Annotated in this window: 26 protein-coding genes and 1 other annotated feature; of the genes, 16 read left to right on the forward strand and 10 right to left on the reverse strand. The window is 36.5% G+C overall.

All coding sequences use genetic code 11. The features are described from left to right. Positions 1-7: 7 nt before the first annotated feature. Positions 8-1,474, forward strand: coding sequence for a catalase KatB (katB, locus tag Q9B79_RS13295; protein ID WP_061656769.1), 1,467 nt, complete (start codon positions 8-10; stop codon positions 1,472-1,474). Positions 1,475-1,711: 237 nt separating this feature from the next. Here the strand turns inward: katB and Q9B79_RS13300 are convergent, their stop codons facing one another. Beyond that, a complete protein-coding gene (locus Q9B79_RS13300) occupies positions 1,712-2,944 on the reverse strand; it encodes an ammonium transporter (protein ID WP_306184919.1) in 1,233 nt (410 codons plus the stop codon). 212 nt (positions 2,945-3,156) lie between these two features. Between Q9B79_RS13300 and Q9B79_RS13305 the strand changes: the two genes are divergently transcribed. The 3 genes from Q9B79_RS13305 to Q9B79_RS13315 all read left to right on the forward strand — a co-directional run bounded on the left by Q9B79_RS13305 (position 3,157) and on the right by Q9B79_RS13315 (position 5,850). Continuing rightward, positions 3,157-4,458, forward strand: a complete 1,302-nt coding sequence (locus Q9B79_RS13305) for an alpha-amylase family glycosyl hydrolase (RefSeq protein WP_306184920.1) — start codon at positions 3,157-3,159, stop codon at positions 4,456-4,458. Between the two features lie 47 nt (positions 4,459-4,505). Next, entirely contained in the window at positions 4,506-4,733 is a 228-nt protein-coding gene (locus Q9B79_RS13310) for a hypothetical protein (protein ID WP_306184921.1), read from the forward strand. Between the two features lie 211 nt (positions 4,734-4,944). Further along, the gene (locus Q9B79_RS13315; RefSeq protein ID WP_306184923.1) at positions 4,945-5,850 is read left to right on the forward strand and encodes a helix-turn-helix domain-containing protein; all 906 of its coding nucleotides are present in this window, start codon (positions 4,945-4,947) and stop codon (positions 5,848-5,850) included. A 635-nt stretch (positions 5,851-6,485) separates the two neighbouring features. Here the strand turns inward: Q9B79_RS13315 and Q9B79_RS13320 are convergent. Continuing rightward, the gene (locus tag Q9B79_RS13320; RefSeq protein WP_001040149.1) at positions 6,486-6,977 is read right to left on the reverse strand and encodes a YajQ family cyclic di-GMP-binding protein; all 492 of its coding nucleotides are present in this window, start codon (positions 6,975-6,977) and stop codon (positions 6,486-6,488) included. 397 nt (positions 6,978-7,374) lie between these two features. Here Q9B79_RS13320 and Q9B79_RS13325 point away from each other — a divergent pair, with 397 nt between their 5' ends. After that, on the forward strand, positions 7,375-8,229 hold the full coding sequence (locus Q9B79_RS13325) for a CvfB family protein (RefSeq protein ID WP_000281260.1): 855 nt from the start codon (positions 7,375-7,377) through the stop codon (positions 8,227-8,229). 51 nt (positions 8,230-8,280) lie between these two features. Here Q9B79_RS13325 and prsA read toward each other — a convergent pair whose 3' ends face one another. Then, the gene (gene prsA, locus Q9B79_RS13330; RefSeq protein ID WP_306184927.1) at positions 8,281-9,138 is read right to left on the reverse strand and encodes a peptidylprolyl isomerase PrsA; all 858 of its coding nucleotides are present in this window, start codon (positions 9,136-9,138) and stop codon (positions 8,281-8,283) included. Between the two features lie 129 nt (positions 9,139-9,267). Continuing rightward, a complete protein-coding gene (locus tag Q9B79_RS13335; RefSeq protein ID WP_001120845.1) occupies positions 9,268-9,399 on the reverse strand; it encodes a DUF3941 domain-containing protein in 132 nt (43 codons plus the stop codon). A 100-nt stretch (positions 9,400-9,499) separates the two neighbouring features. Between Q9B79_RS13335 and Q9B79_RS13340 the strand changes: the two genes are divergently transcribed. Continuing rightward, a complete protein-coding gene (locus Q9B79_RS13340; RefSeq protein WP_000364426.1) occupies positions 9,500-10,357 on the forward strand; it encodes a YitT family protein in 858 nt (285 codons plus the stop codon). Between the two features lie 25 nt (positions 10,358-10,382). On the opposite strand, the gene Q9B79_RS13345 is transcribed toward Q9B79_RS13340, so the two are convergent. From Q9B79_RS13345 to Q9B79_RS13355, 3 genes are all read right to left on the reverse strand, one after another. Continuing rightward, on the reverse strand, positions 10,383-10,580 hold the full coding sequence (locus tag Q9B79_RS13345; RefSeq protein WP_000527393.1) for a DUF3813 domain-containing protein: 198 nt from the start codon (positions 10,578-10,580) through the stop codon (positions 10,383-10,385). Beyond that, positions 10,581-10,721, reverse strand: coding sequence for a hypothetical protein (locus Q9B79_RS13350; RefSeq protein ID WP_000516816.1), 141 nt, complete (start codon positions 10,719-10,721; stop codon positions 10,581-10,583). It lies immediately after the preceding gene. Positions 10,722-10,826: 105 nt separating this feature from the next. Further along, positions 10,827-11,636 carry a Cof-type HAD-IIB family hydrolase gene (locus Q9B79_RS13355; protein ID WP_306184931.1) on the reverse strand — a complete coding sequence of 270 codons (810 nt, stop codon included), beginning with the start codon at positions 11,634-11,636 and terminating at the stop codon, positions 10,827-10,829. 492 nt (positions 11,637-12,128) lie between these two features. Here Q9B79_RS13355 and Q9B79_RS13360 point away from each other — a divergent pair, with 492 nt between their 5' ends. Both Q9B79_RS13360 and clpB read left to right on the forward strand, forming a co-directional pair. Beyond that, positions 12,129-12,308: a YjzC family protein gene (locus tag Q9B79_RS13360; protein WP_000531421.1), complete on the forward strand. Its 180-nt coding sequence runs from the start codon at positions 12,129-12,131 to the stop codon at positions 12,306-12,308. Positions 12,309-12,518: 210 nt separating this feature from the next. Beyond that, a complete protein-coding gene (clpB, locus tag Q9B79_RS13365; RefSeq protein WP_306184934.1) occupies positions 12,519-15,119 on the forward strand; it encodes an ATP-dependent chaperone ClpB in 2,601 nt (866 codons plus the stop codon). 31 nt (positions 15,120-15,150) lie between these two features. Here the strand turns inward: clpB and Q9B79_RS13370 are convergent, their stop codons facing one another. Next, positions 15,151-15,333, reverse strand: a complete 183-nt coding sequence (locus Q9B79_RS13370) for a YjzD family protein (protein WP_098671313.1) — start codon at positions 15,331-15,333, stop codon at positions 15,151-15,153. A 156-nt stretch (positions 15,334-15,489) separates the two neighbouring features. Here Q9B79_RS13370 and Q9B79_RS13375 point away from each other — a divergent pair, with 156 nt between their 5' ends. The 7 genes from Q9B79_RS13375 (at position 15,490) to Q9B79_RS13405 (ending at position 21,730) form a co-directional block, all read left to right on the forward strand. Then, positions 15,490-16,224, forward strand: a complete 735-nt coding sequence (locus tag Q9B79_RS13375; protein ID WP_029437835.1) for a lipase family protein — start codon at positions 15,490-15,492, stop codon at positions 16,222-16,224. Positions 16,225-16,253: 29 nt separating this feature from the next. Next, entirely contained in the window at positions 16,254-17,126 is an 873-nt protein-coding gene (locus tag Q9B79_RS13380; RefSeq protein WP_306184940.1) for an NAD-dependent epimerase/dehydratase family protein, read from the forward strand. Positions 17,127-17,179: 53 nt separating this feature from the next. Further along, positions 17,180-17,353, forward strand: coding sequence for a ComZ family protein (locus Q9B79_RS13385; protein ID WP_306184942.1), 174 nt, complete (start codon positions 17,180-17,182; stop codon positions 17,351-17,353). Positions 17,354-17,744: 391 nt separating this feature from the next. Beyond that, entirely contained in the window at positions 17,745-18,677 is a 933-nt protein-coding gene (fabH, locus tag Q9B79_RS13390) for a beta-ketoacyl-ACP synthase III (protein WP_306184944.1), read from the forward strand. A gap of 30 nt (positions 18,678-18,707) precedes the next feature. After that, positions 18,708-19,946, forward strand: coding sequence for a beta-ketoacyl-ACP synthase II (fabF, locus tag Q9B79_RS13395; protein ID WP_000412651.1), 1,239 nt, complete (start codon positions 18,708-18,710; stop codon positions 19,944-19,946). A gap of 106 nt (positions 19,947-20,052) precedes the next feature. Further along, positions 20,053-20,841 (forward strand): DUF2268 domain-containing putative Zn-dependent protease, encoded by a 789-nt coding sequence (locus Q9B79_RS13400; RefSeq protein ID WP_306184946.1) that lies wholly within the window; start codon positions 20,053-20,055, stop codon positions 20,839-20,841. Between the two features lie 142 nt (positions 20,842-20,983). Beyond that, entirely contained in the window at positions 20,984-21,730 is a 747-nt protein-coding gene (locus Q9B79_RS13405; RefSeq protein WP_048553970.1) for a YjbA family protein, read from the forward strand. A 280-nt stretch (positions 21,731-22,010) separates the two neighbouring features. Here Q9B79_RS13405 and trpS read toward each other — a convergent pair whose 3' ends face one another. Then, the gene (trpS, locus tag Q9B79_RS13410; RefSeq protein ID WP_002201379.1) at positions 22,011-23,000 is read right to left on the reverse strand and encodes a tryptophan--tRNA ligase; all 990 of its coding nucleotides are present in this window, start codon (positions 22,998-23,000) and stop codon (positions 22,011-22,013) included. Positions 23,001-23,074: 74 nt separating this feature from the next. Continuing rightward, positions 23,075-23,291, reverse strand: a binding site (T-box leader). Between the two features lie 105 nt (positions 23,292-23,396). Beyond that, positions 23,397-23,777, reverse strand: coding sequence for a DUF3899 domain-containing protein (locus Q9B79_RS13415; RefSeq protein ID WP_071716712.1), 381 nt, complete (start codon positions 23,775-23,777; stop codon positions 23,397-23,399). 319 nt (positions 23,778-24,096) lie between these two features. Here Q9B79_RS13415 and Q9B79_RS13420 point away from each other — a divergent pair, with 319 nt between their 5' ends. Further along, complete coding sequence (locus tag Q9B79_RS13420; RefSeq protein ID WP_306184952.1) at positions 24,097-25,752, forward strand: peptide ABC transporter substrate-binding protein; 1,656 nt, start codon at positions 24,097-24,099, stop codon at positions 25,750-25,752. Positions 25,753-25,804: the final 52 nt, after the last annotated feature.

The following is a 25,804-nucleotide window of genomic DNA, read 5'->3' on the forward strand; positions in this document are numbered from 1 at the left end:
CCCCTAAATGAATCCAAATAATCGCTTAACAACAAATCAAGGTGCTCCAGTTGGAGATAACCAAAACTCTCGTACAGCTGGTCGCCGTGGACCGGTATTATTAGAAGACTATCATTTAGTAGAAAAACTTGCGCACTTTGATCGTGAACGTATTCCGGAGCGTGTTGTGCATGCACGTGGTGCAGGTGCTCACGGTGTATTCGTAACGAAAAACAGCATGAAGCAATATACGAAAGCAGCATTTTTACAAAATGAAGGAACTGAAACGCCTGTATTTGTTCGTTTCTCAACGGTTATTCATGGTCAAGGTTCTCCGGAAACAGCTCGTGATCCACGTGGATTCGCTGTTAAATTTTATACAGAAGAAGGAAATTATGATATCGTAGGTAACCATTTACCCGTCTTCTTCATTCGTGATGCAATTAAATTCCCTGATATGGTGCATTCTTTAAAACCAGCACCTGATACAAACATTCAAACGCCAGATCGTTATTGGGATTTCATGACGTTAAGTCCGGAATCTACACATATGATGACGTGGGTATTTTCTGATTATGGTACACCAGCTAGTTATCGTGAAATGGAAGGTTTCGGTGTCCATTCATTTAAATGGATTAATGCAGAAGGTAAAATCGTCTACATTAAATATCACTGGAAACCACAGCAAGGTGTACGTAACTTAAGTGCAAAAGAAGTGCAAGAAGTACAAGGGAAAGACTTCAACCATGCAACTCGTGACTTGTTCGATGCAATCGAAAAAGGAAATTATCCAAAGTGGGATTTACACGTACAAGTGATGCAACTAGAAGAAACGGATTCTTTAGATTTCGATCCATTAGACCCAACGAAAGTATGGCCAGAAGATCGCTTCCCATTAATTGAAGTAGGGACAATGACGTTGAATCGTAATCCGAAAAACTTCTTCGCAGAAGTAGAGCAAGTGGCATTCTCTCCAAGTGCAACTGTAAATGGTATTGAGCCATCTGAAGATAAATTATTACAAGGTCGTTTATTCTCTTACCCAGATACGCAGCGTTACCGTCTTGGTGCAAACTATTTACAAATTCCTGTAAATTGCCCATACGCAGCTGTTCATAACCAACAACGTGATGGTGCGATGCAAATCAATCAAAACCCATCTACAATCAACTACGAACCGAGCCGTCATGCTGAAAATCCAGTTGAAGACAAAGCTTACCGCGATTCAACTATGAAAGTAGAAGGCTACGTATCTCGTGAAAAAATTGACAAACCAAATGACTTTAAACAAGCAGGTGAGCGTTACCGTTCATTCTCTAAAGAAGAGCAAGACAACTTAATTGCAAACTTAACAAATGACTTAAAAGACGTAAATGAACGTACGAAATTACTAGCTGTTTGTAACTTCTTCCGTGCGGATCAAGAGTACGGTATGCGTTTAGCGCAAGCGCTAAATGTTGATATTACGCAATATGTGGGAAATGCTCCGAAATAAATAGAAAAAGACGACTGTGAAACGGTCGTCTTTTTTGTGTGAAATTACGCCGGGGTATTTTTCATTTTTTTCATGTCGGAATTTGTTGATAAATCGATATATTGAAATAACCGCTGATATGTTTGGAAAATCGTCGATATATCCGAATAATCGCCATAATACCGGGGAGGGTATGTTGAGGTGACAACTACAATAAAAAGAGATGCAATCTACTACTAATAGATTGCATCTCTTTTTTTAGTTCACTCGCTCCGTATATTCATAAGCTTTCTCCCCGTGCATCGAAATATCAAGTCCCATATGTTCTTCGTGTTCATCTACCCGAACAGGGAGGAAGAAGTTAATCGTTTTAATAATGGCGTACGTCATGATGATCGTGAATGCATATGTTGCGCCGATTGCTACAAGTTGTTTGAACAGTAAAGCGGCGTTTCCGTAAAATAATCCGTTCGCGCCATCGCTGTTTACAGTAGTAGTTGCGAATAGTCCTGTCGCAATGCCGCCCCAAGTCCCTCCGATACCGTGACATCCGAATGCATCGAGTGTATCGTCGTATCCGAATTTTGTTTTTAAGAAAAAGACCGCGCCGAAGCATAATACGCCGCCGATTGCTCCGATAAGAAGAGCGGAGAAAGGTGTAACAAACCCGCAAGCTGGTGTAATAGCGACTAAACCGGAAACGACTCCGCAAGCAGCTCCCATCGCAGTCGGTTTTGATTGAAAGAACCATTCTGAAAGCATCCAAGTTAATGCGGAGGCAGCAGCGGCTATATTTGTATTAATAAATGCGGTTAAAGCTACGTCGTTTAAAGATAATGCGCTACCGACGTTAAAACCGAACCAGCCGAACCATAGTAAACCTGCACCTAGCATCGTAAATGGTAAATGGTGAGGAGAAGGACCGTTTATATTTTTTCGTTTTCCGAGGAAAATAGCTAATACAAGGCCAGCGACACCAGATGTAATATGAACGACATTACCGCCAGCGAAGTCTAACGCACCAAGTTCTTTTAGCCACCCGCCAACGCCCCATACCCAATGAGCGACAGGATTGTAAACGATTGTTGTCCATAGAAGGATGAAAATAAGGAAAGCTGAAAATCGCATTCTTTCGGCGAATGCTCCTGAGATTAATGCGGGAGTTAAAATAGCAAACATAAGCTGGAACATCATAAATAAATTGTGAGGAATAGTAGATGAGTAGTCTGGATTTGGTGCGTAGGTAACTCCGTTTAAACCGAACCAATCGAGTGTACCGATCAGTCCGTGCCAATCTGGTCCAAATGATAAAGAATAACCAATTACAATCCATTGAATCGAAACGATAGCCATTGCGCTGTAACTATGCATTGTCGTACTGAGTACGTTTTTACTGCGAACCATGCCCCCATAAAAAAGTGCTAATCCTGGTGTCATTAACATGACCATTACTGTCGTTACAAACATAAAAACCGTATCTCCCGTATTCATTCTCTCTCCTCCTATAATGTCAGAAAAAATAACATCGATTCGTTATGTTTCATATCATATTCGAAATAAAAATAAAAATCAACTAAAAATTCAGAAAACTTTTGCTTTATGTTAGAAAACATAACATGAAATATTTTACGGGGAAAGAAATCGACGTATGCGATTCTTTTGGATAATTGGTATAATATTCTTACAATTAAAAAACATGGGGGATGCGTGTGGGGAAAATACATACTAAAAAACTGTTCATTTGTTTTTGTTTAGCTGTCGTTTTATTTGTACCAATACATACGTTTGCAAATGAAAAAAGAGAGTGGCGAGACGAAGTTATATATTCTATTATGATTGATCGTTTCAATAACGGAGAACCGAAAAATGACAAACAGTTAGAAGTTGGTAATTTAGAAGGATATCAGGGCGGAGATATAAGAGGGATTATAAAAAGACTGGATTACATAAAAGAAATGGGCTTTACCGCTGTTATGCTTTCTCCGGTTTTTGAAAGTGGAAAGTACGATGGATTAGAGGTGCGCAATTTTCAAAAGGTAAATGAACATTTCGGAACAGAAAATGATGTGAAAGAACTTGTACAAGCGGCTCACGCAAAAGGAATGAAAGTTGTACTTCAATTTCCGCTTGGAGAGAACGAAAAACAAGTCATCGACGCGATGAAATGGTGGATTAAAGAAGCAGATTTAGATGCAAGTTATGTAATACATAGTGAAAAAAAGTCGGATACTTTTTGGGATGATGTGCAAAAAGATATGCAAATGATAAAGAAAGATTTTCGTATTATGATAAAAGAAGATAGTAAATACAACGAAAAAATAGTAGATGCGTTTTCTAAAGTGAACGTATCGGTGAAAGCTCTATATGATGTGAGTAAAAAAGACGGAGAAGCCGCTACATTTTTAGATAATCAAGGTATAAAAAGATTTGCTCGTATTGCAAAAGAGAATATGAATTATCCTCCATCTCGTTTGAAACTAGCTCTTACATATTTATTAACAACACCAGGTATTCCGAATTTTTATTACGGAACTGAAATTGCATTAGATGGGGGGGATACGCCAGATAATAGACGGTTAATGGATTTTAAATCAGATGAAAAGTTTATGCAGCATATAACGAAACTTGGTGAACTTAGACAAACGAGACCATCTTTACGACGCGGTACGTTTGAGCTTCTGTACGATAAAGATGGAATGAGTGTACTAAAGAGAAAGTATAAAGATGAAGTGACAGTAGTAGCGATTAATAATACGAAAGAAACACAAAAAGTTGCTTTACCTGTAAGTGCAATTGGCGAAAAACAAGAGTTAAGAGGATTGTTAGAAGATGAAATTATAAGAGAAGAAAACGGAAAGTTTTATCTTGTTTTAAAACGTGAAGAGTCAAATGTGTATAAAGTTAACGGAGAAACAGGTGTGAATTGGCTATTTATTTCTTTAATCGTCGGTGTGAACGTATTGTTTATTGCTTTTTTACTTGCGGTTAAAAAGAGCCGGAAATGAGTCGCGTTTTTTTAGTAGTTCTTCTTCAGTCTAAGGTGGTGAGGTATTTGCGGAAAAAGAAGTGGTTCGCTATATGCTTATGTGTTTTTATCGTATTCGTAAGTTTTTATTTTTGGGACAACCGTGATGATGGGGAACTTGTTCGGTGGGGCGATAGTATTCATTCTGTTGATACGGCAGTTCTGAAGAGAAACGATATAAAATACAAAATCGAAAATGATAAAGTATACATTCCTAAAAAATCATTTGATAAAGCGATATGGTGTTGCTCTTAATAAATGTGAAATCTCGGTGGGACAGGCTAAGGAGAAAACTTTCTCCCTAGTCTGTTTTTCTGTGAAGTAAGACTCTCACCTCGAAATGAAGCTGAGCAAAGAAGTAAAAAACGATAGGAGCAACAATAATTGAAAATATACTAATTTTACATTACATTAAAGGGTGAAAAGTATTTTGTTACTCATTGAGGGCTATATTTGAGGAGGAAAAATGGAATTTTACGATTTGGGTATTACCATTAAAGAACTTAGAATAAAAAAGAATATATCACAATCTGAATTGTGTCATGGAATATGTTCACAAAGTCAAATTAGCAAAATAGAAAAAGGTATGATTTATCCATCTAGCATATTGTTATATCAATTATCTGAAAGACTTGGTATTGATCCAAACCATATTTTCGCACTAACTCAAAACAAAAAACTAAAATATGTAGAAAATGTAAAGTGTGTAATGAGAGATTGTACAAAACAAAAACAATATAATGAACTTTATGAAATAGTGAAACAAGAGAAAACCGAAAATAATTTCCGGTTAAAAGAAGATAAACAATTTCTAATATGGCATGAAGCGATTGCTATATTTTATGTGAATAAATCAATAAAAACTGCTTTAAATCTTTTAAATAGTGCACTAAACCTAACTGTAACGAATGGTGATTTTTTATCAGAAAGAGAAATAGATATTATGCAGTCGATGGCTATATTTCATTGGGCAAATAAAGAATATGAAAAGAGTATTTCTATATTAAGAAGATGTTTAACTAATTTTAATAAGTTAGATTTCCCTAGAGATAAAGAGGTTAAATTAAAAATCATTTTTAATTTAGGGAAAATGTTAGGTCATGCAAATCAACATGAAGAGGCAATAGAATACAATGATATGGGTATTAAATTAGCTATTAATCTAAATACTTTATATTTATTAGGCGAATTATACTATGGGAAAGCTTGGAACATGCTAAAGCTGAAACAATGTAATGAAGAGGATGTAGCTGATAATATGAGAAAAGCGTTATTTATCTTTGAACTAACAGAACAAGAAGATCTGATAAAAATAGTTAAAGAAAAATATTTTGAAAATCAAAATAAAAAAATCACTCATAATTTCCAATGAATATTTTATCCGGCTATTCGCCGGGCAGTAAGGCCCCTACCTCAAAATGCAGCGGAAGCAAAGAAGTTAGGTGGGGGTCGGGCTGCCCGTAAAAGCCCGATTGGGGGCTGATAATTAGTGGGGATGAAGGAAACCCCCACTGATTAAAGTTTCACTTTATTATTTTCTTTAAAAAAAGGCACCTTATGGTGTCTTTTTTATGACTTATATCATCAATTATTACAGTTCATAGGTTTCTTATACCAAGCTTTGTTGATATATTTACAATTCGTAGGTGTTGAAGTTTTAGATGTATCCCTGGGGGTAGTTATATTATTAGAACACCCTGTAATATGTAGACAGAATGTAGTTAATAAAAACCATAGTATTAATTTCTTCAAATAACCACTTCTAACTCTTTTTTAATTAACATTTTTCATAAAATAAATTCCTTACTAATTTTACATTACAGGAAAGGGTGGAAAATATTCTTATACTCATAATTTGTTACATTTGATTGGGGAGGGAGGTTTTTGTTCCAATTTTTAAAAGGGTCTTCTTCATTTATGTATAAAAATTATCCGATTGCTCGTAAGCTTAGACTTCTCTACATGTTAAAAAGAAAAACATCCTCTATACAGAGGATGTTTTTCTTTTTAGCGGTAGTTAATGAATTGTACGTCAATCGGTAAATCAGCACTACGAACTGCAGCGATAACTGCTTGTAAGTCATCACGGCTTTTCGCTGTAACACGTACTTGGTCATCTTGTACTTGTGTCTTTACTTTTAATTTCATTTCTTTAATGATGTTGTTAATTTTTTTCGCGTTATCTTTATCGATACCTTGTTGAAGTGTTGCGCGTTGGCGAACGGTGTTACCAGTCGCAGCTTCAACTTTTCCGTAATCTAAGTTCTTAATTGGAACGTTACGTTTTACAAGTTTAGAAATAAGAACGTCTTTTACTTGCTCTAATTTGAACTCGTCGTCAGAAGTTAAAACAAGTACTTCTTTTTCTAATTTAATATCACTTTTACTTCCTTTAAAGTCATATCGGTTTTGGATTTCCTTTAATGCGATGTTAATTGCGTTTGTTACTTCAGGTAATTCTACTTTCGAAACGATGTCAAAAGAACTATCTTTTGCCATAGTTAGCACCTCCAAATAAATTTCTAATCTTTTTATGTACTGTACATACTAAAGTATAGCTGAAAACGAGTCTAGACTTAAGTGTTTTCATACTTATATTCATGTAACCTCATTTTATTATAGTGAATTTTGGGCAGTTGGACAAATAAAGGAAAAATCGTGTTATAATTAACTTTTGTTTGGAATGATAAAAATATAAAAAAGTTAAAAAGTTCATTTTACCCCGCATTAACGGGCAGTAAGACTCCCACCTAAAAATTCGACTGTAGCAAAGAAGGGAGGCGGGAGATCAACTGCCCGTAAAAGCCCGATTGGTTCAACTAATAATCAGTGGGAAGGAACAAAACCCCCACTGATTAAAGTTTCACTTTATATATAGAGAAGGGAATTAAAAAATATGTACTTACAAATAGGATCGATTGAACAGGTAACTGTTTTACGCGAAACGGAAATCGGATATATGGTTGGGAATGAAGAAGAAGAAATTTTCCTACATAAAAACGAAGTGGCTGGAGAAATTGAAGAAGGCGATACGATTGATGTATTCTTATACCTTGATCACCAAAATCGTATTTCAGCAACAATGAAAGAACCAATTATTACAACGTATGATTGGAACTGGGTAAAGGTTGTAGAAGTTATTCCTAGTTTAGGTGTGTTCGTTGATATTGGTGTATCAAAAGATATACTAATCCCGGCTGATGAGTTCCCGATTTATATGCCAGTATGGCCAGAAGTTGGAGACGAATTATATTGTACGCTAAAATTAACGAATCGTGATCGTCTTATCGCTCTTCCGGCAAGAGACAGTGATATGCAAGAAATTATCGTAGATGCGACGCCATCTATGCGTAATAAAAACGTAAATGGACGTGTGTATCGTTCACTTCAAGTTGGTTCATTCATCCTAACAGATGAGCATTTCCGTGCTTTCTTACACCATACGGAAAGAAAAGAACAAGTCCGTATTGGTCAGCGCGTAACAGGACGTATTATTGATGTGAAAGATGACGGTACAATTAACATTTCACTTCTTCCTCGTAAAGAAGAAGGAATGGAAGATGATGCTGCAGTAATTTATGCATATATGGAAGAACGAGGCGGAGCAATGCCGTTTTGGGATAAGAGCCATCCAGAAGACATTAAAGAACGTTTCAATATGAGTAAAGCTGCCTTTAAGCGCGCGCTTGGTAAGTTGATGAAAGAAGAAAAGGTTTATCAAGAAGAAGGCTGGACTTACTTTAAGAAATAAAGAAAATAAAAAGCACCACCTTATATTTGTAAAATATAAGGTGGTGCTTTTTCAATTCCTTTGCTCATGCACAAGAGTAAACGTATCTTTCAACTCACTATCGTTTATTTTAATATTTGCTTTTTTCAATTCATCTTGCAATAGTTTTTTGCCGAATATAGGGTCAGAGATACGTTCTTCTTCTAAGTTTTTACGAATAGAGTCTTTCACTTCATCATAAGGCTTTAAAGCTTTTTTATCAGTTAATTTAATAATATGATAACCGTTTGGTGATGTAACGGGATTGCTAATTTGTCCAACCTTTAGTTTGTAGGCAGCTGTTTCAAATTCAGGCGCCATTTTGCCTGAATTGAAGTATCCAAGGTCTCCGCCTTTTTCTTTTGATAGTAGATCTTGTGATTCTTGTTTTGCTAATTCTTCAAATGAAGCACCAGCATCTAACTTTTTCTTTATTTCTTTCGCTTCGTTTTCATCGCTTACTAAAATATGGCTCGCTTTAATTTCTGGCTTATAGTGGTCTTTCACGTCTTTTTCTGTAATACTTTTCTTAATCGCTTCATTCATAGCAAGTTTGAACTTAATTTGATTTTTAAAATCAGCTTCATCTTTTAAACCATTGTTTTTTAATACATTTTTAAATTGGTCTCCGTATTGATTTTTCGCTTTTTCTACTTCTTTATCTACATCATCGTCAGATACTTTATATTTTTTTGTGATAACGTCTTGTGCCATCATTTCGTATAGCATGTCTTTTCCGTAACGATCTTTCAACTGTTTTTCGAAGTCGCTCTTCGTAATGGTTGAGTCTGTTGCTGTAGCAACTGTATCTGAGTCGTTTTTTTGTCCACAAGCAGATAGCATTAATATACTTAGTAGTGCGGTAATAATGAAAATATGTTTCCCTCTCATGCCAACACCTCATCCGAATATGTTATCGCTATTGTAGAATATAGAAGTGAACATGAAGTGAATTTTTAATGTTTTTTTCTGTGAAATGTAAAAAAAGTACATCAACAATACTGTTGATGTACGATGGAATCAAAGGTGATCGGTCTTTTTAGAATAGGCACGCTTACCTTGCTCTATATTCTTTTGTTCTTGCTCATTTTTTTGTGCGCGTTTTGCATTATTATCGCGTGCTTTTTTGTCGTTGTCACTCGTATGTGGCATATGTATCAACTCCATTTCTAAACGTTGTACGTTTATCATTTCCTTTTTCGTAAAGACTATGTATAGCAGTGCATTCATGAATAATAAGGGTGGATTAGAAATGGATTTGAAGTTGAATTATGCCGAACTTATAAAGAAGTTAATCGTTGTAATCATCGCAGGTTTGTTAAACGCGATTGGAATGAATTTATTTTTAACGCCAGCGAAAGTGTACGCGAGTGGATTTGCTGGATTGTCTCAATTGTTATCACAAATATTAGGTGACTTTTTATCTATTCACATATCAACAGGAGTATTGTTTAGCTTGTTTAATATTCCCGTCGTTATTTTAGCATGGAAAAAGGTTGGAAAGGCCTTTACTTTTTTTAGTTTTCTTTGCGTTATCTTTATGACTTTGTTTCTAGAAATTATCCCTGTTAGGGCGGTTTCGAACGACATCATATTAAATGCAATCTTTGGCGGGCTTATTTCAGCAATCGGGGTAGGGATTGCGTTGAAGTGGGGGGCTTCTACAGGTGGTTTAGATATAATCGCCATGATTTTATCTAAGATTAAAGACAAGCCTGTCGGTACGTATTTTTTCTTCTTTAATGCACTAATCATTATCGCTGCTGGCTATGTGTATGGATGGGAAAAAGCATTATATACTTTGGTGACTTTGTATGTGTCAACGCGAATCATCGATGCAATTCATACACGTCATGTGAAGATTACGGCATTAATTGTTACGAAGAATGGGGCGGATGTACGAAAGGCGATTCACTCACGTTTAGTGAGGGGGATTACAACTATACCGGCAACAGGCGCTTATACGAATGAAAATAAGGAAATGTTAATGATTGTTATTACTCGTTACGAGCTGTATGAATTAGAGAGGGTTATTAAGCAAGTAGACCCAGGTGCATTTACAAACGTACTGCAAACGGTTGGGGTGTTTGGTTTATTCCGAAAAGATTAAAGAGGACCAAAGCTGGTCCTCTTTTTTAATGTAAATTCGTAATGTTTTGCAGCTGCTCCTGCATTTCACGTAGCTGAACTTTTTCAGCTGTTGAAGAGTTTGCATAAGCAGAGTGCAACGCGTTTTTTGCTCTATATACGAGATCTTGTTGTTCAGCACCGCTTGAACAAGATACGGCATTTGCAACAGCATCTCTAGCTTGTTGGAATAGTAAGTTCCCCATTTAGACCCCTCCAAAAGAAGAGTTACTTCTCGCTTTTTCTGCCTCAGCTAATGTACCTCTGTACGGGAATCTTGCATCATGCTTCATAACAGCATCGGCTCCTTGTTGGATAAAACGTTTTGATTTGTTCTTTTTACCCATTCGAAAAACCCCCTTTATTTAGCTGAAAACAATCGACGCGATGACCTTTGCGTCTAATAATAGTATGAGCGTTTGGCGGGAAACTATAAGCAGGGAATTTTTAGATTACAATCCAAGAACCTCTTCTAAATATAGTGCAATACCATCTTGTTCATTCGTTAACGTTGTATGGTTTGCGAGTGATTTTAATTCAGGAATTGCATTTCCCATTGCGATGCCGTGACCAGCAAATTCAATCATTTCAAAGTCGTTATCCTCGTCACCAAAAGCGATAATTCGCTCTTGTGGAATGTTGTAATGACTAGAAATTTTTTGTAATCCGACAGCTTTATTCAATCCGCTTTTTACAATCTCAATAATCGGCCAAGGTGCGCCCCATTTTCTATGGTCGATTACTTCAGCGTGCATATCAGTTAAATGTTGACGAATTGCACCAGAATGCTCGTCATGTGCGTCAATTAATAAGCAAGTTGGATGATCGTTTAAAATATTTAATAAGTCTCCTGTAAAAATATTTGGAGAACCGAATTCGAAAATATGTTTTTTATCTTCATCAATTTCACGAACATACACATCGTCCATTACTTCAGCGTATATATTTTTCACGCCAAAATCAAAGCAAGCTCGGACAATTTCTTGTGCTGTTGCTAGCTCAAGAGGAGAGTGATGTGTGCCCCACTTTGAATCAAGAGGATGATGTACGTAAGCGCCATTAAAGTTTACGATTGGTGTATTCAGACCAAGTTCTTTATAGTAATCATAACTAGCGCGGAATGGACGCCCTGTTGAAATAACAACGATATGTCCTTGTTCCTTTGCCTTTGCAATTGTATGTTTTGTGCGAGTGGAAATTATTTTGTTGTCTGTTAATAAAGTGCCGTCTAAGTCTAATGCGATTAAATGTTGTTTGTTCATAATTTCACCTCTTATAATAATTTTTTTGTATCTATCTGTATTTCCGTTTTTAATATGCAGAAATAAGAGGTTAGACTGGGTGAGACCGCCAAAGATGGAAAGTTCACTATATATCCATCTTACGTCGCAAAGTGCTGCGGTGTCTACTATTTCTCGCTGGAAATCAAGAAAAGTCAACATCTTTTTAGAAAGTTCAAACAATGTTTCTTTCATTATGGACAAATTGTGAAAAGGGTTACATTGCTTGTATAATGAGGCTTATAATGAACATGTAATCTTCTCGTATATGTTTGACTCTCCTTTGAAACCGGCCTATAGTAGGTTGGTTTCTTTTTTTTCTACAAATAGGAAAGAAATCCCTTCCTAAGCTTGTGTCATTCATGTATATGTACAAGGATGAAATATAGTACTTGTTTCCTAAACATGACAGACAAGCTTTCTTTTAAAATGGATATACTAATGAGGCAAAGACGTCATGGAAGGAGAATGGAAATGGGACAAAATCGCAGGTTTCGTTCTGGACAAAAAGCACCGAATGATGGCATTTACGTAGAAATTGGTGAAACGGGAAGTATGGTGAAAGACCCGCAAATGGTGAAACTAACTGCCGGTGAAAAGTTTCCAGATAACACAAATCATAACCGTCAATGGACATATAAAAGAAAACCGTAACAGAAGCCGCAATCGTTATTGCGGCTTTTTTTCATCACACATTATAATTTCATTTACCGTACTTTTTTAAGTAGCATAATGAATTTTCCTTTTTTCTTTTTCCAATAATAAGTTTGAAAATACATAATCAAAATTATTGTATAAAAAAGTCAGTTGGCGTATAATCAAATCAAAGGTCAAAGAAAGTCAAACATTTGGAGGACTGTAAAGATGGACTTAAATCAAATGACAACGAAAACACAAGAGGCGATTATGAGTGCCCAATCTTTAGCGGTATCTCATCATCATCAAGAAGTAGATACTGTGCATCTCTTGTTTACATTATTAGAAGAGCAAGATGGATTAGCAGTGCGTATTTTTCAAAAAATGAATGTCGATATAGAAGCGTTAAAACAAGGCGCTGAAAGTCTAATTAAGAAAAAACCTTCTGTAACGGGAAGCGGTGCAGAAGCAGGAAAATTATATATAACAGGTGCCCTGCAACAACTACTTGTAAGAGCAGGAAAAGAAGCAGAAAAATTACAAGATGACTATATTTCAGTTGAACATGTATTGCTTGCTTTTACTGAAGAAAAAGGCGATATAAATCAATTATTTACAAGATTTCATATTACGAAAGATAACTTATTACAGTCTTTAATGACAGTTCGGGGGAATCAAAGAGTGACTAGTCAAAATCCAGAAGCAACTTATGAAGCGTTAGAAAAATATGGTCGTGATTTAGTGGCGGAAGTAAGAGCGGGGAAAATTGACCCTGTTATCGGCCGCGATAGTGAAATTCGCCGCGTAATCCGCATTCTTTCACGTAAAACGAAAAACAACCCGGTTTTAATTGGTGAGCCAGGTGTTGGTAAAACAGCAATCGTTGAAGGATTAGCACAGCGTATTGTGAAGAAGGATGTACCAGAAGGATTAAAAGATAGAACAATCTTTGCATTAGATATGAGTGCGCTTGTAGCTGGAGCGAAATTCCGTGGTGAATTTGAAGAGCGTCTGCAAGCTGTATTAAATGAAATTAAAAAGAGTGAAGGACGCATTTTATTATTCATTGATGAACTTCATACAATCGTCGGAGCTGGTAAAACAGAAGGTGCGATGGATGCAGGGAATATGTTAAAACCGATGCTTGCACGCGGTGAACTACATTGTATCGGGGCGACGACGCTCGATGAATATCGTAAATATATTGAGAAAGACCCAGCGCTAGAAAGACGTTTCCAACAAGTACTAGCAGAAGAACCAACTGTTGAAGATACAATTTCCATTTTACGTGGTTTAAAAGAGCGCTTTGAAATTTATCATGGTGTAAATATTCATGACCGCGCGATTGTAGCAGCATCAGTTTTATCAGATCGATATATTTCGGATCGTTTCTTACCAGATAAAGCAATTGATCTTGTCGACGAAGCTTGTGCAACGATTCGTACAGAAATCGATTCTATGCCGACAGAATTAGATGAAGTAACGCGCCGCATTATGCAGCTGGAAATTGAAGAAGCAGCTCTTGGAAAAGAAAAGGACTTTGGTAGCCAAGAACGTCTAAAAACGTTGCAACGTGAATTATCAGATTTAAAAGAAGTTGCAAGTGGTATGAGAGCGAAATGGGAAAAAGAAAAAGAAGATATTCACAAAGTTCGTGACTTACGTGAACATTTAGAGCGTTTGCGCCGTGAATTAGAAGAAGCAGAAGGGAATTACGATTTAAATAAAGCAGCGGAACTTCGCCATGGGAAAATTCCTGCAATTGAAAAAGAGTTAAAAGAAGCAGAAGAAATGGGCGCGCATAATAAACAAGAAAATCGATTATTACGTGAGGAAGTAAGTGAAGAAGAGATTGCTGATATTGTTTCGCGCTGGACTGGTATTCCTGTTGCAAAACTCGTTGAAGGTGAACGCGAGAAATTGCTACGTTTAGAGCAGATTTTATCAGAACGAGTCATCGGACAAGAGGAAGCGGTAAGCTTAGTATCAGACGCAGTTCTTCGTGCACGCGCTGGTATTAAAGACCCGAACCGTCCGATTGGTTCCTTCATTTTCTTAGGACCAACCGGTGTTGGTAAAACGGAACTTGCAAAAACGTTAGCACAGTCATTATTCGATAGTGAAGAGCAAATGATTCGTATCGATATGTCTGAGTATATGGAGAAACATGCTGTGTCACGCTTAATTGGTGCGCCTCCTGGATATGTTGGATATGAAGAGGGCGGTCAATTAACGGAAGCAGTAAGACGTAAACCGTATTCTGTTATTTTGTTAGACGAAATCGAAAAAGCGCATCCAGAAGTATTCAACATTTTATTACAAATGTTAGACGATGGTCGCATTACAGATTCACAAGGACGTACAGTAGACTTTAAAAACACGGTTATTATTATGACGTCAAATATTGGATCTGCTCATTTATTAGATGGATTAGAAGAAGATGGCTCTATTAAAGAGAAATCAAGAGAACTTGTCATGGGGCAATTAAGAGGACATTTCCGACCAGAGTTTTTAAATCGTGTCGACGAAATTATTTTATTCAAACCTCTTACAACGAATGAAATTAAAGGTATCGTTGATAAAATTGTAAAAGAATTACAAGGTCGTTTATCAGAACGTCATATTACGGTAGAATTAACAGATGCAGCGAAAGAATTTGTTGTAGATGCTGGATTTGATCCGATGTACGGAGCTCGTCCATTAAAACGATATGTACAACGTCAAGTTGAGACGAAATTGGCGAGAGAATTAATTGCAGGTACGATTACTGACAATAGTCATGTTGTGGTTGATGTAGAAAATAACGAATTAGTCGTTCATGTGAAATAAAAAAAGAGTTCGGATAAAATCCGGACTCTTTTTAGTGTTGTTCTACTGGCTCGTTTGGAATCGCAGCTGCAATCGCTAATACTAATACCGCAAGAACAACTGAGAAAATAGACGCTTGGTTAAAATCGTATGCACCGCCAGTCATAGAGCCGATTACGTAGCTCATCATATGTACAAGCAAGAACGACCAAATTAATGCCCAAATGAAACGCATATTTTACACCTCTATTCGTTCAATCTGTCCTTATTGTAACACAATTGAAAAAAGAATATAGAAAAATATTTGTAGATTTTTCAACGCAAATTTGCATTCCGTTCATACATTATAAAAGAGTACTTTTATACGTTTAGAAAATAAGGCGGGGGAAAAATGAGTATTACAGAACGTTTTTTTTACTTAGAAAAAGAACCATGCGTTATTTATTTACCGGAGAAGCCAAATGGATTTTCTGTAATGCTTCTCGGTGATTATAACTATTTTATTGAGAATGGTACAAGTTTATGGACACAGCATGCGGGTAGATCTTATTTTTTACATGGCCTTATTGAGGAAGGCTATACGGTCTTTTCTTCTAATTTATACGGAAGACATTGGGGAAATGACCAATCTGTTCGTCTAGCAAAACGCTTATATGACGTGGTATTGAGAAAAGAGACATTAAATGCGAAAATGCACATTATGGCGGATGGTATGGGTGCACTTGTAGCGCTTGAAATGATGAATAAATACCCTGAATGTATACGCTCTGTCATTATGTTAAATCCGTGTTTAGATTTACCAGAATATGTGGAGTTTGAGAAAGAGCATAAGTTTTTTTACAAGAGACTCGTGAAGGAATTATGTTTGGCGTATGATTCCAAAGAAGCAGAATTAGAATCAAAGATAAATAAGAAATCATTTACGCTTCTTCCGTCTTGTGTACCTGTTAAAGTTTTCGTATCAACACAAGAAAAAAGAGGAAGAAAACAGTTGTTACGTAAATATGAGAAAATGAGGCAATTCAATCAATGTGATACTTCTGTCTTATTCCATCTGCAAGATGTGAAATATAAAATGGTTAGGCAAACGACTGATTTCTTTAAAAAATATGAAGAAGAATTGTGAAGCTCCCATATACATAAATGAGGAGCTATTTGTTTCAAGGAGAAAGGGTTGGTGGTATGGAACGCGTGCTAATTATAGGTGCACTTACGTTTGTAGGTTATCACCTTGTAAATAAAATGATCGCAGAAGAAGTAGAAGTGTATGGTCTTGATTTTGATGAGTTCGAGAATATGACAAAAATTAATGAAGAGAAGTTATTGTTAATTGGGCGAAATGCGTTATTTACGTATTACTCAATAAGAGATGAAGAGGGATGGAGATCAGTAGAAGAAGAGAAGTTTGATACAGTTTACTTTTGCTTGTATGAACCAAATCAACAAAGTGGCTTTCGGAATGAAAGAGTTATATTACAGTATTTAAAGCGAATTGTAAGACTGTGTGAAGAACATAAAGTGAAGTTAAATTTAATTTCTTCTATTGAAGTAGGAAACGCAGATGAATCCGAAAATAAACGTTTATTTTCGAAAGTGGAAGAAGGATTGAAAAAAGGAGAGATACAATATAGTGTATTTCGAGTTCCTACATTATATGGGCCATGGCAACCATCTTTTATGATGTATCATCAGCTCATTTTATCAGAACTGGGTGAGAAAGAGTGTCATTATGCGGGTGAGGAAAACGGAAAGGATCTCCTGTACGTTGAGGATGTATGTGAATACTTATGGGAAGATGGAATGAACGAGGAGCATCTCGGTATATACAATTTACTTAGTGGCAAAAAATCATTATGGAAAAAAGGTATGAATCTTTTACGTGCAGAGGATAAAGTAAATAAAGAGAATGAAGAAGAAAGAGATGAAGCTGTAGAGGTGATTTCGATAAAAAGAAATACGCCGTTAGAATATGGTTTAAATAAACAATTGGCGCATATGAAAAAATATAAAGAGTTATACGAAGGGTAGCGAGCGTGTTACACTATGTATGTGAAAGTTTTAATGGAGAGGAAGAACGTAATATGAATGAGAAAAGCATGCAATTTTTACAAATCGCAATGAAGCATTTACCAGAAGCAAAGGCCATTTTAGATGATAATGGAATTGCGCTTGATATGGAGAAAGCACAGCCAGTATTAGAGTTATTGATGAAAGTTATGAACGAAGCATATGAGCTTGGGAAAGCAGAAAAATAATAAAAAAGCATCTTTTTAGATGGAAGAGAGGCCCGAACCGTGGATAGAAGCGGTCAGGGCCTTTTTTATCCCACTTTAATGGGCAGTAAGACCCCCACCTCAAAATTCAGCGAAAGCAAAGAAGTTAGGTGGGAATCAACTGCCCATAAAAGTCCGATTGGTGAGGGCTGATAATCAGTGGGGGGATAGAGAAAACCCCCACTGATTAAAGTTTCACTTTATATTTCAAAAGAAACAGGGCAAGGTATGTTTCTGTTTCTTTTCATAAACAATAAGGTGAATAATGCGCTCGCTTTATGTTTTAGCTGAAATATATTCTAGACAAAAATACATTTATGTTTTAAAATTAGTACCAAGTCATAATAATTGATATAAAACGGAGGGCTGCGATGTGAACGTGGGCATTTTAGGGATCGGAAGATATGTGCCAGAAAAAGTAGTCACAAATCACGATTTAGAGAAAATAATGGATACATCCGATGAATGGATTCGTACGAGAACAGGCATTGCGGAAAGACGCATTGCCGATGATACAATAGATACTTCATATATGGCCGTAGAGGCTTCTAAAAAAGCGCTTGAAGATGCAGGGGTTAGCGGAGAGGATATCGATCTTATTTTAGTAGCGACAGTAACACCAGATCGTGCTTTCCCAGCAGTAGCTTGTGTCATTCAAGAAGCAATTGGCGCAAAACATGCAGCTGCAATGGATTTAAGTGCAGCATGTGCTGGTTTTATGTACGGAATGATTACAGCGCAGCAATTTATTCAAACGGGAACTTATCAAAATATATTAGTAGTTGGTAGTGATAAGTTATCTAAAATTGTAGACTGGAACGATCGAAATACAGCGGTACTATTTGGAGACGGAGCTGGTGCGATCGTAATGGGAGCTGTTTCAGAAGGGAAAGGCGTTCTATCTTTCGAATTAGGAGCAGACGGAAGTGGCGGTAAGCATCTTTATCAAGACGAGTATGTTATGATGAATGGCAGAGAAGTCTTTAAATTTGCCGTTCGTCAACTTGGAGATTCTTGTCTTCGCGTTTTAGATAAAGCTGGTCTTACGAAAGAAGATGTGGATTTCTTAGTACCGCATCAAGCGAATATTCGTATTATGGAATCTGCACGAGAGAGATTAAATTTACCACAAGAAAAGATGAGTATGACAATTGAGAAGTTCGGTAATACATCAGCTTCTTCAATCCCGATTGCAATGGTAGAGGAATTGCAAAACGGACGTATTCAAGATGGTGATTTAATTATACTTGTTGGTTTTGGCGGTGGATTAACATGGGGAGCAGTCGCTCTTCGTTGGGGTAAATAAGGACTGAGAGAAAAAAGGAGTGTATTTTGTATGGAAAAAAAGAGGGTCGTAATTACGGGATTAGGAGCTGTTACACCGGTCGGTACAGATGTTGAAACAGCGTGGGAAAATATTAAAAAGGGTGTATCTGGAATCGGACGACTTACAAGAATTGATCCGGAACTATTTCCAGCAAAAGTAGCAGCAGAAATTAACGACTTTGAAGTCGAGAAATATATTGATAAAAAAGAAGCGCGCCGTATGGATCGCTTTACACAATATGCAGTAGCAGCAGCGAAAATGGCAGTTGCAGATGCAAAGCTTGAAATTACAGAAGAAAACGGACCTCGTATTGGCGTTTGGATTGGTTCTGGTATTGGCGGTATGGAAACATACGAAGAACAATTTAAGATTTTTACTGAGAAAGGCCCGCGCCGAGTGAGTCCATTCTTCGTACCGATGATGATTCCAGATATGGCAGCAGGTCAAGTATCGATCGCAACAGGGGCAAAAGGAATTAACACTTGTTCTGTAACGGCTTGTGCATCTGGTGCAAACTCAATTGGTGATGCATTTAAGGCGATTCAGCGCGGTGATGCGGATGCAATGATTACAGGCGGAGCAGAGGCGCCGTTAACAAGTATGGCATTCGCAGGATTTAGTTCAGCGAAAGCATTAACATTCAATGAAGATCCAGCAACAGCTTGTCGTCCATTCGATAAAAACCGTAGCGGTTTCGTAATGGGTGAAGGTTCAGGTATTTTAATTCTTGAAGAATTAGAGCACGCATTAGCTCGTGGTGCTCACATTTATGCGGAAATCGCTGGTTACGGTGCAACTGGTGATGCGTTCCATATTACAATGCCGGCTCCTGGCGGTGAAGGTGGCGTGCGTGCGATGCGTCAAGCTTTAGCAGATGCAGGTCTACAGCCAGAAGATATTGATTACATTAATGCGCACGGTACAAGTACGGATGCGAATGAAAAGTATGAAACGATGGCAATTAAAGAAACGTTCGGTGAGCACGCGTATAAAGTAGCGATTAGCTCAACGAAGTCAATGACAGGTCACTTATTAGGAGCAGCTGGTGCTGTTGAAGCGATCTTCTCTATTAAATCAATTACAGACGGAGTAATTCCTCCAACAATTAACTATGAAACACCAGATCCAGAGTGTGACTTAGATTACGTACCGAATAATGCGAGACATCAAGAAGTAAACGCAGTGTTAAGTAATTCACTAGGATTCGGTGGTCATAACGCAGTATTAGTATTTAAAGCGTATAAATAATAGATGAAATAAGGAGTTTTTTCGCAATATATTGCGAAAAAACTCCTTATTTATTTTTACGCCTTTGTCTCCTTTTGCATATACATAAGAAAAAGGAGGGATAAAGATGGGGATTGTTGAAACTGCTGAGTGGTTACATCTATATTATGGACGGCCAGAAAAGCTATGTGAGAAGTTTACGAAGTATATTCCGTTGCCAAAAGAAAGATTGTATCGCTTTTTAATTTCTAAAGGTATGTATCGCCCGGTTATGCGAGGAGAACAAGAAATTAAAGAGTTAGAGAAAAAGGAAGTTTGGAAAGAATTACGTACGGAGTATGAGAAACTAAAAAATTGGTTAAAAGGTCCGGATGTCCCTGTCTTTATTTTATTATCAGATTCCTATAATCGAACTGTACAAGAAGAGTATAACGGCAGGGCTGGATTATCTATGCGTCACGTTATTTTCTTATTCGTATGTGGACGGAATTCAGTGGAAGAATTAAAAGTCTTATTAGCGCATGAATATCATCACATATGCAGGTTACATCAAATTGAGACGAAAGAAACAGAGTATACATTACTTGATACGATGATTATGGAAGGATTGGCTGAGCAAGCAGTAACTGAAAGATATTCAGAAAAAAACAATGCACCGTGGACGACGTACCTTTCAAAAGAAGAAGCTATTTATTATTGGAAAAACGTTGTACATGAAAGAATAAGTATAAAGCGAGGAACTAGGGAGCACGACATCTTATTAAATGGATTTCACTCTTATCCGAAGATGCTAGGCTATGCGCTTGGATTTCATATTGTTAAAGATTGTGTAACTTTGGGGGGAGAAGATACACTTTCTTTATTATCTATAGATGCAAAAGAAATATTGAATAAAGCAAATACATTTCATATATAAAAAACAGGATCTCTATTTCCTGTTTTTTTAGTATTAATAGAAGAAAAAATAATAATTAGAATATATTTCCTTAGGTGGAATAAAGTTAAGAAAAATTGAACATAATGATTGATACAAACAGTAGTGAAGTGAGGGGTAGTGAATGTTATATCTACATGATGTATGGGTAAATTGGTTTGAAGGTGAAGAGAATGGGTATAACGTTTGTCATTTTTACGAATGGCGGAAAGATGATACGATTGAGCTATTAGATCAAGTGCCATTATTAAAAGTAGATGCCACATTATATCATTACATCGAGAACGAATTGTTAGAGCTTCCACAAAAAATGTTGGAAGACGTACATCATAAGGCTTATATTCGTAAAAATCATGAACGTTTGCAGCAAGAGTATTGCTTTGTAGTTACAGATGGAAAAGGAATTATTGCGATTGACACAATTGGTTACAATGTGCCAATTCGAAAAAGCAGACTTATACCGCGCCAAGAGCAGATGGTATATGAGATGGTAGAAAACGTACAAGCAGAAAAATATGAGTTCCAAGTAGAAGAAATGGAAAAAGAACATCATATTTTATCACCATCACCTTTCATTATGAATGGCCTAACTCGTAAAGAAAGACAGCTTAAACAATTATTATTTATGGCGTTAGATCAATTACATACAACGAAAAACACAGCAGAAATCCGCTATTGGTTCACAGAGTGGGATCCATCAGCATACGGAATGGTTCAACATATGGAATTTGAAGATATTTGGGCTAAGCTGTATGAGGAAGCGAAAACGGGTTGGTCTGAGAAGCACGAACAATTATGCGAGCGTCTCGTAAAAGGACAGCCATTTTTTGAAAAGTTATGGGAAATGGAAAACGAGCAAAAGGTAAATTAAAAAACCGCCAATCGGCGGTTTTTTTATTTGGTATAACTTAGCTCGGGCGGCAAACCCTTCGTGTCTAAGAACCTTTCGCATAAGAAGACAAAAAGCGTCTTCTATGCGAAAGGTTCTTAGACAGTCAGAGCTGAACGAGCTGCCTTCGCTTTTGGTAGAAATCCAGCTCTAGCGGCAAGAATGTTCGGTGGCTTCGCGCCTTCCTACGAGGCAAAAATCGCCTCTACGTCAGGAGCTCCATCCCCCTCACATTCTAAGCGAGCCGCTTCCGCTTTTTACATTACCTACGTTTTCTACTTAACCCCATTGCATTTTCTACTTTGCGTAGTTGTTTGAATGCAACGCGGTTTGCTTTTTCGGCACCTTTGTCTAGAATTTCATCTAGTTCTGGTGAGTTGATTAGTTCGTTATATTTGTCTTGGATTGGACGAATTGCTTCTACGACTACTTGTGCTAGGTCGCCTTTGAAGTCGCCGTATCCTTTTCCTTCGTACATTGCTTCGATTTCTTCTACTGTTTTGCCAGAGAATGAAGAGTAGATTGTTAATAAGTTAGAGATTCCAGGTTTGTTTTCTTTATCGAATTTCACAATACCTTCAGAATCAGTTACAGCACTCTTAATTTTCTTTTCAATTGTTTTTGGTTCATCAAGCATGCTGATCATTGATTTTGGATTCGGATCAGATTTACTCATTTTTTTCGTAGGCTCTGTTAGTGACATAACGCGAGCTCCTACTTTTGGAATACGAATTTCAGGAACAGTGAACACTTCACGGAAGCGCTTATTGAAACGCTCTGCTAGGTCACGTGTTAATTCCATATGTTGTTTTTGGTCATCGCCAACCGGTACAATTTCCGTGTTGTATAGTAAAATATCAGCAGCCATTAATGGTGGATATGTTAGTAATCCAGCTGGTACTGAATCTCTACCTGATGCTTTATCTTTATATTGTGTCATACGCTCTAATTCTCCAACATAAGCCACTGATTGCATAATCCATCCTAGTTGAGCGTGTGCTGGTACTTCTGACTGTACAAATAAAGTAGCTTTTTCAGGATCGATGCCGCATGCTACATAAAGTGCAGCAAGACTGCGGATGTTTTTACGAAGCCCGACGGGATCTTGAGGTACTGTAATCGCATGTTGGTTTACAATACAGAAATAACAGTCGTGTTCATTTTGAAGCTCTGTAAATTGCTTCATAGCTCCTAAATAGTTTCCAAGTGTAATCGTTCCACTTGGCTGAATACCAGAAAAGATAACTGACATAAGTAATTCCTCCTAAATTTGAATGCGTGATGGGAAGAGAAGGCAAACAAAAAAGCCCATTCATCCCTAAAAACTATAGGGACGAATGGACCGCGGTACCACCCTAATTATTTCACTACTGTGAAATCTCTCTAATCCATAATAACGTTTGGATATAACGCCAAAGCCTACTACTTTCGGTTCGGTTTGGTGCTCAAAAGCCCATTCCATACTGTACAATTACTTGTTCACACCAGCCACAAGCTCTCTGAAATTGCCTCAATATGTACTCTTCTTTATCATCGCATACATATAATTTTATTTATTGTTACCTGAGCCCTTTTAATATGAAAGAACTAAAGTTTTATAACAAAATGTTTTGCTGATTATTATATCATAAGGGATAGTGTTTGCAAACTACATCAAAATAGTAAAGCTAATGAGGGTCGAGAATAACCCAAGAACGATACCGGTAATGCAAATGGGATACGTCCATTTGAATGAATATGTTTTATAAATACGTTCTTTCTTATCGGTAGGTTCTTCTACTTCTTCAATTAAAGAGTCAATTTTTTTGTTCGTACCAAACACTCTTTGGAAGGCGTAAATTGTTACGTTAAAAAATCCATTTTGAAATATGAATAAAAAACCGCCTATAAGAATAAAAAATAGTGCGATATAAAACGATATGTTGACAAAATTCAACAAAAAGTGCGATGAAACGAGGAATGCGCCAATACTAGAAGCGATTATCGCTATGAAAATTAGTATACAAGTATGAAAAAAAACTTTATTCAAAATGTTCCCCTCCGTCAAAATATTACTAGAATTATTATACTATAAAAGCTATAATAAGTACTAGAATTAATTTTTTGAAAATTATACGCAATTAAAGGTCTGATTTTAAGATGATGGTAGCAATGTTAACGTATCCCTTTACAAAAAAATAAAAAAATAAACATTTTATTAAAAATTTTAACAAAAAAACAAAAAACTATATTCACAATTGTTATATTATATGTATAATGAAAATTGTAGAAACTTGGAGATTATTCTTTCAATTCTACTTTTTTACAAGTGAGGGTACAGGAAGTGCAATTAGGGGAGGCAACACAACATGAAGAAAAAGATACCGTTATTACTTGCATCGACTTTAACTGCAAGTATGTTGCTTGGAGCGTGTAGCTACCAAAAAGATGACGCAAAAGCAAAAGGGAAAGAAAACGCTACGAGTAGTAGTAACGGAAAGCAAGTTCTTAATTTAACAGAGTTATCTGAAATTCCGTCAATGGATGCATCGTTAGCATCTGACTCTGCATCTTCTACAGCATTAAATAATACGATGGAAGGTTTATATCGTATCGGCAAAGATCAAAAGAGAGTGCCTGGAATTGCTGAAGATGTTCAAAAGCTGGATGATGGAAAGAAATACATATTTAAATTAAGAAAAGATGCGAAGTGGTCGAATGGGGAACCTGTAACAGCAAAAGATTTTGTGTATTCATGGAAAAGAGCAGTAAATCCAGATACCAAAGCGACGTATTCGTACATTATGTTTGATATTAAAAATGCAGAGAAAATTCATAAAAAAGAATTATCTGCTGACCAATTAGGTGTAAAAGCGATTGATGACTATACATTAGAAGTGGAATTAGATAATCCCGTTCCTTACTTTGTTGATTTAACAGTTTATCCAGTATTTTACCCACTTAATGAGAACTTTGTAAAAGCACAAGGTGATAAGTTTGGGTTAGAGGCAAATACAACATTATATAATGGGCCATTTGTTATGAGTGATTGGAAACATGAGCAAAGCTTCCAGTTTAAGAAGAACCCATCATATTGGGATAATAAAGCGGTCAAAATCGAAGAAATTAACTTTAATATTGTTAAAAATACGTCAACTGATGTAAATTTATATGAGACAAACTCGATTGATCGTGCAGGTCTATCTTCAGAATTTGTTGATAAGTTTAGACAAAGCCCAGAATTCCATACAAGAAAAGAAGCAGGGGTTGCTTACCTAAGATTTAATCAAAGTAATCAATACTTAAGCAATAAAAACTTAAGAAAAGCAATTTCGATGTCCTTTGACCGTGATAATATTGCGAAGGTTATTTTAAATAATGGTGCAATTGGAGCTTATGGATTTGTTGGAAAAGATTTCGCTGAAGGTCCGAATAAAAAAGACTTCCGAGCTGAAAATGGAAAGTTAGTTGAAACAAATCCAAAAGAAGCGAAAAAGCTGTGGGAAATAGCGAAGAAAGAGCTTGGCACTGATAAAATCGAACTAGAATTCTTAAATTTCGATAATGAAGATGCGAAAAAAGTTGGCGAATTCTTAAAAGGTGAAATGGAAAAGAATTTACCAGGTTTATCGATTAAAATTAAACAGCAGCCATTCGCACAAAAAAATAAATTAGAAGATTCTCAACAATATGATATTGCGTTTGGTATTTGGGGACCAGATTTCCCAGATCCAATTTCATATTTAGATATGTTTGTTACAAATGGTTCTCAAAATAAAACAGGCTATTCTAATCAGAAATATGATGAGTTAATTCTAAAAGCTAAAACAGATACAAAAGATTTACAAGCACGTTGGGACAACCTTTTAGAAGTAGAGAAGATGCTAATTAAAGAGGATGCAGTTATCACTCCAATCTTCCAAAAAGGATCAGCGTATGTAGTAAAAGGTGCCGTAAAAGATATTATCCCAATTAACTATGGTGGTAAATTAACTTACAAATGGGCATCTGTTGAACAAAAATAATCTTTTTTCCATCGTTTACTAGGGTATATGTCTATGATGGGCATGTACTCTT

Origin of the sequence: Bacillus sp. MHSD_36 (genome assembly GCF_030757775.1) — a bacterium.
Taxonomy (GTDB): domain Bacteria; phylum Bacillota; class Bacilli; order Bacillales; family Bacillaceae_G; genus Bacillus_A.